Raw genomic sequence first — 11,465 nt, 5'->3', positions numbered from 1 at the left:
ATTAAATTTAAATCAGGACAAGGCGACGAAGCCGCAGACAGTACAGATAGTACGGAACCGATTCACTTGGTGCTTCAGCACCTTAGAGAATCGTTCTCTTTGAGCTAAGGCGAGGCAACGCCGTACTGGTTTAAAGTTAATCCACTATATTGAATATCGGCAGCCTTGTCAGGATGCTTGATTTTATTGTTCGCTTTGCGCGGCTTTTTTGGCTGCCTTGGCGGCTTTGCGCTGCGCCCGCTTTTCGCTCAACTTGGTACGGTAGAACTGAAGGCGTTGGCGTTTTTTCCACCAGAACCATGCCAACGCTACTGCCAATATACCCAAAACAGTAAAGATGCCGGATTGTAGGCTGTGCATTTTTGCCATCAGCCAATCGATGTTGTTCGCACCGTATTCGCCCAAATAAATCCAAACCGGCACGGAAATCAATGCGGCAAGCCCGTCCATCAGAATGAAACGGGTATAGGAAACTTTGCGGCTGATGCCCGCAGTCACGAAAACGGCGGTACGCAAACCGGGCAGGAAGCGGGCGACGAACAATACCCAGTTGCCGTATTTGTCGAATTTTTCCTGCACCTGCGCGTAACGCTTGGGCGTCATCACGCGGGCAATCGGTTTGAACTTAAGGATTTTCTGCCCCCACAAGCGTCCGGCGACAAACATAAATCCGTCGCCCGCCAACACGCCGAGCATACCGACGACAACCATCCAATGCGAATTGGTGTACCCCAAGCCGGAAATCACACCGCCTGTCACCAGCGTCAAATCTTCGGGAATCGGTACGCCAAAGCCGCAGATGACCAAAACGAAAAACACGGCTGCGTAGCCGTATTGGACAAAAAAGGCTTCTAAAAAGGCAAACATGGCGTATCCGTCGGTTGTAATGTGGAGGGGAAATTCATTTGAACTGAATGTCGTATTTTACCAAAGATAGGGTCGTCTGAAAGAAATAACAAGGAAGGTTATGAAAATAGGTGTGAACAATATGAATTGATGTGTTTCAGACGACCTCGAATCCTAAAAAACACAATCACAATGGATTAACCTTAAACCGGCATGGCGTTCCCCCGCCTTGCCCTGATTTAAAATCAATCCACTGTACCGCCGTTCCCGCTTGCACGGAAATGACGGCAGTTTCAAGGTTTGTTAAAAACCCGATTTATTTCCCGACAGCATTACTGCTTGCCGGTGATGGCCGCCGCGATGCGTTCCGCACCTTTTTTCGCCCAGTCCGCCTGACGCGCTTCGACCATGACGCGTACGACCGGCTCGGTACCCGATGCGCGCAAGACGACGCGGCCTTTGCCTTCGAGTTCTTTTTCCACTTCTGCCAACACGTCTTTCGAGGCTTCCTGCCATTTCTGACCTTTTTGGATGCGCACGTTGATCATGGTTTGCGGATACGGCTGCCAGTCTGCGCAAACGGTGGCAAGGTCTTGGTTCAGGATTTGCAGCGCCGCCAAAACTTGCAGCGCGGAGATGATGCCGTCGCCGGTGTTGTGTTTGTCCATGCACAAAATATGGCCGCTGGCTTCGCCGCCGATGAGCCAGCCGCGTTGGTTCAGTTGTTCCAACACATAGCGGTCGCCGACTTTGGCGCGGCAGAAATCGACGCCCTGCTCTTTCAGGGCAATTTCCATCGCCATATTGGTCATGACCGTACCGACCACGCCGCCGATGTTGATGCCTTCGCGCGCACGGGCTTTGGCGATGACGTAAATCAGGCTGTCGCCGTCGTACACTTTGCCGTTGCGGTCGACCATCATCAGGCGGTCGCCGTCGCCGTCCAAAGCGATGCCGTAGTCGGCTTCGTTTTGCAATACGGCGGCCTGCAAGGCTTTAGGATGGGTCGCGCCGCATTTTTCGTTGATGTTGTAGCCGTTCGGTTCGTCGCCGATGCTGACGACTTGCGCGCCGAGTTCGTGGAACACTTTGGGCGCAACGTCATAGCCTGCGCCATGCGCGGTATCGACCACCAATTTCAGGCCGCGCAAATCCAAATGGCTGGGGAAGGTGGATTTGCAGAATTCGATATAGCGGTCGTCCGCGCCGTTGATGCGGCGGGCGCGTCCGAGTCGGGCGGACGGCTGGGTTTTCATTTCCTCGTCGATTTTGGCTTCGATTTCCAATTCGATTTCATCGCTCAGTTTCACGCCGCCTTCGGCAAAGAATTTGATGCCGTTGTCGGAATACACATTGTGCGACGCGGAAATCATCACGCCGGCGGACAAACGCAGCGCGCGGGTCAGATAAGCCACACCCGGCGTAGGCAGCGGGCCGGTTTGGATGACGTTAACACCTGCGGCGGTAAAACCTGCCACCAGCGCGGCTTCGAGCATATAGCCGGAAATACGCGTGTCTTTGCCGATAAGGACGGTCGGCTTCTGCCCGCCGTCATGCTGCACCAACACCTGCCCCGCCGCATAACCGAGTTTCAATACGAAATCGGGAGTAATCGGGAACTGACCGACTTCGCCGCGCACGCCGTCCGTGCCGAAATATTTTTTTGCCATGAGTTTGCTCCGTGAGGATGTTTTTAGAATGGGGTTACCCGTAAATGTCATAACGGGCAGTATAGGGGATTTTATGCAAAACTGTTGGGATTTATGTTTAGCGTCATTAGATTGCGCCTGAGCGGTATAGTTTCTTATTTTATCAAAATACGGAACAAGTTAACCGGATTAAACAAACAGGTCGTCTGAAACCGTCCAACTCGTTTTCAGACGACCTCTTTATCACCACTTCAGGGGCTGCCGACATTTCATTTTCCAAGTGGTTTTTTGCTTCCAAAACGAAAACTATCGGACGCCGGCAGGTCCTAAAGCGTCCCACACCTTCAACGCATCCGCCGTCGCCTTCACATCATGCACCCGTACGATTTGCGCACCGCGCGCCACGGAAGCCAGCGCTGCCGCCACACTGCCGTGTACGCGTTCCGCCACATCCGCCTCGCCGGTCAGCTCGCCTATCATGCGTTTGCGCGACACGCCGATCAGCAGCGGAAAACCCGTTTCCGCCATCAATTCGGGCAAGTGCCGCATCAGCGCGATATTGTGTTGCAGGTTTTTGCCGAAACCGAAACCCGGATCAAGCGTGATGCGTTGCGGAGCGATGCCTGCCGCGATACATTCCGCCGCCCTCTCTTTCAAATACCGCGCCACTTCGCCGACAACATCTTGATATTTCGGATTAATCTGCATGTTTTCGGGCAAACCCTGCATGTGCATCAGGCAAATGCCCGTGTCCGCCTGACGCGCCAGCAATTCGACCGCGCCCTCGTCGGTCAACGCCGCTATATCATTAATAATATCGACGCTGCCGAGCGCCAACGCTTTTTCCATAATCACCGTGCGGCGCGTGTCCAAACTGACGGGAACGCCCCACCCAGCCACCTCCGCCAAAACAGGCGCAACCCGCGCCCATTCTTCTTCAGGCGAAACATAATCCGCACCCGGCCGCGTCGATTCGCCGCCGATGTCGAGAATGTCCGCGCCCTCTTTCAAAAGCCGTTCGGCGTGTGCCAAGGCTGTTTGGGCGTTTTGCGAATACACGCCGCCGTCGGAAAAAGAATCGGGCGTCAGGTTGACGATACCCATGATTTTCGGCTTGTCCAAACCGATTTCAAACCTGCCTGCCTGCCAGATGCGCGTGGTCATGATGTTGTTCCGTAAAATAATGAAGACGAAATTATAGGTCGTCTGAAAACATCATGCAGCTTTCAGACGACCCCGTTTTACAAATCCTGCCGTTTAATGCAAAAATCAGGTTTCCCGTCCCCATCCGTCTGATAAAGGAAGCATCATGTACCGCCACGTCAAATACTACCCCGGCGACCCGATTTTGAGTTTGGTCGAAACCTTCAAAAACGACCCGCGTCCCGAAAAAGTCAATTTGAGCATAGGCATTTATTTCGATGATGAAGGCAAAATGCCCGTATTGGAATCCGTAAACCGTGCCGAAACCGCCCGCGCCGCCACGCCCGCGCCGTCGCCCTATCTGCCGATGGAAGGCTTGAACACTTACCGCAGCGCGGTGCAGCATTTGTTGTTCGGCAAAGACAACCCCGCGCTCGCGCAAGGACGCATCGTTACCGTACAAACCTTGGGCGGCTCGGGCGCGCTCAAAGTCGGGGCAGACTTCCTGCACCGCTGGTTCCCCGCAGCGCGCATCTACGTCAGCGACCCGACTTGGGACAACCATCGCGGCATTTTTGAAGGCGCCGGTTTCGAGGTCGGCACTTATCCTTATTACGACCCCGCCACCGTCGGCGTCAAATTCGACGAAATGACCGCGTTTTTCAACACCCTGCCCGAACACAGCATCCTAATCCTACACCCCTGCTGCCACAACCCGACCGGCGTGGATATGTCGGAACAGCAATGGGACGAAGTGTTGCAAATCATCAAAACGCGCAAACTGATTCCGTTTATGGACATCGCCTACCAAGGCTTCGGCGGCGATTTGGACAGCGATGCCTACGCCATCCGCAAAGCGGTGGAAATGGAATTGCCGCTGTTCGTCAGCAATTCATTCTCTAAAAATCTGTCGCTCTACGGCGAACGGGTCGGCGGTTTGAGCGTGGTTTGCCCGAATAAAGAAGAAGCGGAATTGGTGTTCGGTCAACTCAAATTCACCGTCCGCCGCATCTACTCCAGCCCGCCCGCACATGGCGCCTATATCGCCGCCGATGTGATGAACAGCACCGAACTTTACGCCTTGTGGCAAAATGAAGTCTATGTCATGCGCGACCGCATCCGCGCCATGCGCCAGAAACTTTATGACGTTTTGACCGCCCAAATCCCTAACCGCGATTTTACTTATTTCATCAAACAGCGCGGCATGTTCAGCTACACAGGATTGAGCGTAGAACAAGTCCGCAGGCTGCGCGACGAATTTGCCGTTTACCTGCTGGATTCAGGCAGGATGTGCGTCGCCGGGCTGAATGCTTCGAATATCGCCTATGTTGCCGATGCGTTTGCCGAAGTGTTGAAATAAAGCGCAAAAAGTAAAAGGTCGTCTGAAACCTGATGTAGTTTTATTTGAAGTAAGTCAAAAGGCCGCCCGAAAAATTTTCATCTTTCAGACGGCCTCTCTATAATTGGCGCACCCAACAGGGATCGAACCTGTGACCTCCAGCTTCGGAAACTGACACTCTTCCAACTGAGCTATGGGTGCGAAGAAGGCGTAAGATTAACGCAAATCCCGCCTGTTGGCAAAGCCTATTATGCAGGATGGCGCAAACAAGACAAATTTGAAGAAAAATCCCATAAAATAATCAACAACATACACAACTCACCCCCTAACAGGCGGCAAAAAACCGCCGCCTTTGCGTATATTTTCCACAAGAGCGATTGGAAAGCCCTTGTGAATTCAGTATAATCCAGCAAAATATTGTTAACTGCGTTTAACACACCAAACTATAACTCAAAGCACAACCTAACCTAACGGCGAGGCCTACCAAATGAAACAACTCCGCGACTCCAAAGCCCAAGGCTCTGCATTGTTTACCCTTGTGAGCGGTATCGTTATTGCCATTGCAGTCATTTACTTCCTCATCAAATTGGCGGGCAGCGGCTCGTATGCAGACGTTGCCCAATCTTCCGAAACTGCTACCCAAACCCGCATCCAGCCCGTAGGACAGCTTACCTTGGGAGACGGCATTCCGGTAGGCGAACGCAAAGGCGATCAGATTTTCAACAAAATCTGTATCCAGTGCCACGGCGCAGACAGCTCCGTACCCAACGCGCCGAAAATCGAAAATAACGGCAACTGGGCGCCCCGTATCGCCCAAGGCTTCGATACTCTTTTCCAACACGCTCTGAACGGCTTTAACGCCATGCCTGCAAAAGGCGGCGCAGCCGATTTGACCGACCAAGAACTCAAACGCGTCATCACTTACATGGCGAACAAGAGCGGCGGTACCTTCCCTGATCCGGATGCCGCAGCACCTGCCGATCAAGCCGCTTCAGGCAATGCAGCCGCCTCCGCACCGGCCGCTGCCGGCTCTGCCCCCGCAGCCGATGCACCTAAAGCCGAAGACAAAGGCGCAGCCGCTCCTGCAGCCTCCGGCGCAGACGGTAAAAAAGTTTTCGAAGCAACCTGTCAGGCATGTCACGGCGGCGCAGTCCCCGGCATTCCAGGCATAGGTAAAAAAGACGAATGGGCTTCGCGCATCAAACAAGGTAAAGAAACCCTGCACAAACACGCTCTCGAAGGCTTCAACGCCATGCCTGCAAAAGGTGGCAACGCCGGCCTGAGCGATGATGAAGTCAAAGCAGCGGTCGACTACATGGCCAACCAATCAGGCGCCAAATTCTGATTTGTTCAAGAACGCTCAAGAACGCTATTGATATCCCGTCAAAAACGCACCTTTAAACAAGGTGCGTTTTTTTGCAGCCGTTCGCCATCCTAAAAGATATAGTGGATTAAATTTAAATCAGGACAAGGCAACGAAGCCGCAGACAGTACAGATAGTACGGGACCGATTCACTTGGTGCTTCAGCACCTTAGAGAATCGTTCTCTTTGAGCTAAGGCTAGGCAACGCCGTACCGGTTTAAAGTTAATCCACTATACAAATCGACCAGACCCATCGATTGATTTTGCCTTACCCTTTCCCTCTTGATATTCAAAGCATTCTAAACAACAAAAATATTTTCAGACGACCTCCTACCCGCTTTGGTAAAATGCACCACACCATAACCCACCCCTTCCACACTCCCGACCAACTGCCCATGACCAACCAGCGCATCAACCACGAACCCGTCTTCCTGCTTGCTTCCGCCCCTTGGCGCGAGAGCAGTTTGTGGGTGGAAGTGTTCAGCCGCCGTTACGGGCGCGTGGCTTTGCTGGCGAGAAGTGCGCGCAAGCGGCAGAGCGAGTTGCGCGGCGTGTTGGTTCCGTTTGTGCCAGTCAGTGCATCGTGGTACGGCTCGCAAGAATTGAAAACACTGCACCGCGCAGAGTGGATAGGCGGCTGGCCGCAGCCGCAAGGTAGAGCTTTGTTCAGCGGCTTATATATCAACGAACTGATGCTCAAGCTGACAACCCGCGAAGACCCGATACCCGAGCTTTACGACGCGCTGGAAGCGGTGATGCGGGCGGTATGCGGCGAAAACAGCCATACCGCCGCGCTGCGACGCTTTGAATGGACTTTACTCAACCGCTTGGGATTTGCACCCGATTTATTCCACGATGGCAACGACGAAGCAATCCGCGCCGAAGAAACCTACTGGCTGACGCCTGAAAATGCGGTCGTCCCCATTGAAGAAGCCGAACGCTTCAATCCGCGCAACCATGGTGTTGCCGTCGGCGGCAACATCTTGATCCAGCTGCGCGAGGGCGATTTCACCCATCCCGAAAGCCTCGGGCAGTCGCTAAAAATCACGCGCCTGCTGATTGACAACCTCCTGCCCGAAGGCATTAAATCCAGACAGGTTTTGCAACAACTCCAGCAATTCAGTTTCGGCGTTTAACTTTTTCAGACGACCTTTTCCATCAGCGGGTCGTCTGAAAATCCAAAGAAAGGACACATCATGCTCTTAGGTGTAAACATCGACCACATCGCCACCGTCCGCAACGCCCGCGGTACGACCTATCCCAGCCCCGTAGAAGCGGCATTGGTCGCGGAAACACACGGTGCGGATTTGATTACCATGCACCTGCGCGAAGACCGCCGCCACATCAAAGACGCGGACGTGTTCGCCGTCAAAAACGCCATCCGCACGCGCCTGAACCTTGAAATGGCGCTGACCGAAGAAATGCTGGAAAACGCGCTTAAAGTCATGCCGCAAGACGTGTGCATCGTGCCTGAAAAACGTCAGGAAATCACGACCGAAGGCGGTTTGGACGTATTGGCGCAACAAGAAAAAATCGCCGAGTTCACCAAAATCCTGACCGACGCGGGCATCCGCGTTTCGCTCTTTATCGATGCCGACAACGAGCAAATCCAAGCCGCCTATGATGTCGGCGCGCCCGTTATCGAGCTGCACACCGGCGCATACGCCGATGCACACAGCCACACTGAACAAATCAAGCAATTCGAGCGTCTGCAAAACGGCGCACATTTTGCCAGCGATTTGGGCTTGGTCGTTAACGCCGGACACGGCCTGACCATACACAACGTTACCCCCATCGCCCAAATCCTCGCCATCCGCGAGTTGAACATCGGGCATTCGCTGATCGCCCAAGCCCTCTTCCTCGGCCTGCCCGAAGCCGTCCGCCAGATGAAGGAAACCATGTTCAGGGCAAGACTGCTGCCTTGATAGGCGATACCCACCTTTTCAGACGACCTTCTCTCAACAAGGAGACCACCGCATGATTTACGGCATAGGCACAGACATCGTTTCCCTCAAACGCATCATCCGCCTGAGCAAAAAATTCGGACAAGCGTTTGCCGAGCGCATCCTCACCCCCGAAGAACTGCTCGAATTTCCGCAAGCAGGCAAACCCGTCAACTACCTTGCCAAACGCTTTGCCGCCAAAGAAGCCTTCGCCAAAGCCGTCGGCACGGGCATACGCGGCGCGGTTTCCTTCCGCAACATCGGCATCGGGCATGACGCATTGGGCAAACCTGAATTCTTCTACGCCCCCGCCCTGTCCAAATGGCTGGAAGAACAAGGCATCAGCCGCGTCAGCCTCAGCATGAGCGACGAAGAAGACACCGTGTTGGCATTTGTCGTTGCCGAAAAATAAGGCAACACCCATTGGCAGGTCGGATTCCCGAATCCGACCTTTCCGGATTTTCAGACGACCCTTCTCCCCCTATCCCCATGACCCAAGACACCCGCACCCTTATCCGCGTCGTTGCCGGCATCCTGCTCAACCAAGACGGCGACTACCTGCTCAGTTCCCGCCCCGAAGGCAAGCCCTATGCCGGATATTGGGAATTTGCCGGCGGCAAAGTTGAAGCGGGCGAAACCGACTTCCAAGCCCTGCAACGTGAGTTTGAAGAAGAACTCGGCATCCGCATCCTCGCCGCCACACCTTGGCTGACCAAAATCCATTCCTACGAACACGCCCGCGTCTGCCTGAAATTCCTATGGGTAAACCCCGACCAATGGACGGGCGAACCCCAATCCCGCGAAGGACAGGCATGGTCGTGGCAAAAAGCGGGCGATTTCAACGTCGCTCCCATGCTGCCTGCCAACGGTCCGCTGCTGCGCGCCCTTTCCGTCCCACGCCGGCTTCAAGGTCGTCTGAAAACCGGTTTGTACGGACAAAACAGCACCGGCGAATACCGCGTCGCCCCCTACTCCCTTGCCGAGCCGCACCACGCCAACATCCTCATCTCAGAAACCGAACTGCGCAAACTCGGCAAGCTGCCCCAAGCCCAAAGCGTTTGGGTGTCGGTACACACCCGCGAACAATGGCAACGCGTGCAAGATGCCGACGTCGTCGTTTGGCAAGTCAACCACGAATCAAGCGCACGGCAAGTGCTTGAAATATTAGAACAAGGCGTATCCGTTCCGCTGGTTGTCGCCGCACCCGAAACACTGGTTTCAAGCTACCGCGACCGCTGGCTCTCAGCAGGCGCACACGCCGTCCTGTCCGACAATGACACCGAGGTCGTCTGAAATGGACAAAAACCGCAAACTCCTCCTCGCAGGCGTCCTCCTCATCCTCTTCGCCGCCGCCAAACTCCTGCTGCTGGATTGGTGGCAAAAACAACAGCCCCAAGCCCGCGCCGCCGAGTGCGACCTCATCAAAGGCTGCACCCTGCCCGACGGCTCGCACGTCCGCTCCACCCCCATCAGCCACCGCTCCGCCTTCGACATCACCGTCGAAAACACCCCGGCCGAAACACAGCAAGTCAGCATCAGCTTCAGCATGAAAGACATGGACATGGGCTTCAACCGCTATATGCTCCAACAACAATCCCCGCGCACCTGGCAAGCGCACCAAATCCACCTGCCCGTCTGCGTCGAAGGCAGACGCGACTACATCGCCAACATCACCATAGGCGGACAAACTTTTCAGACGACCTTTACCGCCCAGTAAGTGTTCTACGCGTATTCAAACAGGAAAACTTTTGCACGGGTTCAATTTCAATCAGAAACCTGAAAAGAGTACCTATAACATGAAAGCGATTGTTTAGATGTTTTTCACACTAAACAATCGCTTTCTTCAGGTTTGTACAACATAAAACCATGCCGGTTTATATTTAATTCCCCATCAAGCCGATAAGCTAGAAATCCCATTAAAATCAACATATCAATTCCATATTCAATATATTGGGATTCCGCCATCAAGCCGTTTATAGTGGATTAAATTTAAATCAGGACAAGGCGACGAAGCCGCAGACAGTACAGATAGTACGGAACCGATTCACTTGGTGCTTCAGCACCTTAGAGAATCGTTCTCTTTGAGCTAAGGCGAGGTAACGCCGTACTGGTTTAAAGTTAATTCACTATACAATCCGCCTCCTTTATTCTTTATCCCTAACCCATCCCCCGCGCCGACAAACGTAAAAGAAACAGATACGGCACATTATCCAACCATGTCCCAGCCCCTTAAAAACAAATGAAAATATTAAAAACCCACCCACATCGCAATCTAATGCTTCCCAATCTCCCTATTTAAGTTTGCTTATCAATAAAAACAGACAAAGCAGCCCAAGAATATTCAAAAAATATCTTTGAATTCAATATTTATATCAAGCCTTCATTATAAAAATAATATAAACACCCCATTTATTAATTATATTACTGTCAACACTCTGATTTTGTGCTATATTGTGACGAAATAACCATTATTCAGAAATTGAGAAGAAAACTATGAAAACCGCCTCCGACTTCATCCGCGACGACATCAAATCCATGTCCGCCTACCGAATTGCCGACTTGCCCGAAGGCTTCATCAAGCTGGATGCAATGGAAAGTCCGTATCATCCGTTTGCCCGTTTCCCAGAGCTGTCAAACGAATGGCTGCGGCTGATTGACCAAGCGCCGATTCATCTTTACCCCAATCCCGCCGCCAGCGGGCTTCAGGAAACTTTAAGAAAAGCCTTCAACATTCCTGAATCTGCCGCCATAGCTTTAGGAAACGGCTCGGACGAGTTAATCCAATTCATGACCCTGCTCGTTGCCCAATCCGGCGCGACCATGCTCGCGGTTGAACCGAGTTTCGTGATGTATCGGCACAATGCCGAGCTGTACGGCATGAATTATGTCGGCGTACCGCTCAATGAAGATTTCACGCTTGATTTGCCTGCTGTTTTATCCGCCATCGACAAACATCAGCCCGCGCTGATTTTCATCGCCTATCCGAACAATCCGACAGGCGTATGCTTCCGCCGCGAAGAAGTCGAAGCCATTATCCGTGCGGCGCGCGGTATCGTCGTTGTCGATGAAGCATACGGCGCATTCAGCCGCGACAGTTTTCTGCCGCAGGCGGGCAGCATAGAAAATCTGGTCGTGATGCGCACCATCAGCAAAATCGGTTTTGCCGGACTGCGCATCGGCTA

11 protein-coding genes and 1 tRNA gene are annotated in these 11,465 nt (G+C 53.2%); 8 read left to right on the top strand and 4 right to left on the bottom strand.

Going from position 1 to position 11,465, the window contains the following annotated elements; genetic code table 11:
• Positions 1-183: 183 nt before the first annotated feature.
• From HMPREF1051_RS00980 to folP, 3 genes are all read right to left on the bottom strand, one after another.
• On the bottom strand, positions 184-867 hold the full coding sequence (locus HMPREF1051_RS00980) for a DedA family protein (protein ID WP_003763064.1): 684 nt from the start codon (positions 865-867) through the stop codon (positions 184-186).
• A gap of 311 nt (positions 868-1,178) precedes the next feature.
• Positions 1,179-2,516: a phosphoglucosamine mutase gene (gene glmM / locus HMPREF1051_RS00975; protein ID WP_003743468.1), complete on the bottom strand. Its 1,338-nt coding sequence runs from the start codon at positions 2,514-2,516 to the stop codon at positions 1,179-1,181.
• Between the two features lie 285 nt (positions 2,517-2,801).
• Positions 2,802-3,659 carry a dihydropteroate synthase gene (gene folP, locus HMPREF1051_RS00970; RefSeq protein ID WP_003763048.1) on the bottom strand — a complete coding sequence of 286 codons (858 nt, stop codon included), beginning with the start codon at positions 3,657-3,659 and terminating at the stop codon, positions 2,802-2,804.
• 145 nt (positions 3,660-3,804) lie between these two features.
• Here folP and HMPREF1051_RS00965 point away from each other — a divergent pair, with 145 nt between their 5' ends.
• The gene (locus HMPREF1051_RS00965; protein WP_003763045.1) at positions 3,805-4,998 is read left to right on the top strand and encodes an aromatic amino acid transaminase; all 1,194 of its coding nucleotides are present in this window, start codon (positions 3,805-3,807) and stop codon (positions 4,996-4,998) included.
• A 104-nt stretch (positions 4,999-5,102) separates the two neighbouring features.
• Here the strand turns inward: HMPREF1051_RS00965 and HMPREF1051_RS00960 are convergent.
• Positions 5,103-5,178, bottom strand: a tRNA-Arg gene (locus HMPREF1051_RS00960).
• A 286-nt stretch (positions 5,179-5,464) separates the two neighbouring features.
• Between HMPREF1051_RS00960 and HMPREF1051_RS00950 the strand changes: the two genes are divergently transcribed.
• The 7 genes from HMPREF1051_RS00950 to HMPREF1051_RS00920 all read left to right on the top strand — a co-directional run.
• Positions 5,465-6,322, top strand: coding sequence for a c-type cytochrome (locus tag HMPREF1051_RS00950; RefSeq protein ID WP_003763025.1), 858 nt, complete (start codon positions 5,465-5,467; stop codon positions 6,320-6,322).
• Between the two features lie 413 nt (positions 6,323-6,735).
• Entirely contained in the window at positions 6,736-7,476 is a 741-nt protein-coding gene (recO, locus tag HMPREF1051_RS00945; RefSeq protein WP_036491006.1) for a DNA repair protein RecO, read from the top strand.
• A 60-nt stretch (positions 7,477-7,536) separates the two neighbouring features.
• Positions 7,537-8,265 carry a pyridoxine 5'-phosphate synthase gene (gene pdxJ / locus HMPREF1051_RS00940; protein WP_003763031.1) on the top strand — a complete coding sequence of 243 codons (729 nt, stop codon included), beginning with the start codon at positions 7,537-7,539 and terminating at the stop codon, positions 8,263-8,265.
• A 52-nt stretch (positions 8,266-8,317) separates the two neighbouring features.
• Complete coding sequence (gene acpS / locus HMPREF1051_RS00935) at positions 8,318-8,695, top strand: holo-ACP synthase (RefSeq protein WP_003755026.1); 378 nt, start codon at positions 8,318-8,320, stop codon at positions 8,693-8,695.
• A gap of 77 nt (positions 8,696-8,772) precedes the next feature.
• A complete protein-coding gene (locus tag HMPREF1051_RS00930) occupies positions 8,773-9,576 on the top strand; it encodes an NUDIX domain-containing protein (protein ID WP_036490988.1) in 804 nt (267 codons plus the stop codon).
• Between the two features lies 1 nt (position 9,577).
• Positions 9,578-10,000, top strand: a complete 423-nt coding sequence (locus HMPREF1051_RS00925; protein WP_036490984.1) for a hypothetical protein — start codon at positions 9,578-9,580, stop codon at positions 9,998-10,000.
• A gap of 776 nt (positions 10,001-10,776) precedes the next feature.
• Positions 10,777-11,465 (top strand): aminotransferase class I/II-fold pyridoxal phosphate-dependent enzyme (locus HMPREF1051_RS00920; protein WP_003763068.1); only part of this gene is annotated, 689 nt, incomplete at its 3' end.

This window comes from Neisseria sicca VK64 (genome assembly GCF_000260655.1).
GTDB lineage: Bacteria > Pseudomonadota > Gammaproteobacteria > Burkholderiales > Neisseriaceae > Neisseria > Neisseria sicca_B.
This window is presented reverse-complemented; position numbering and strand designations above follow the sequence as displayed.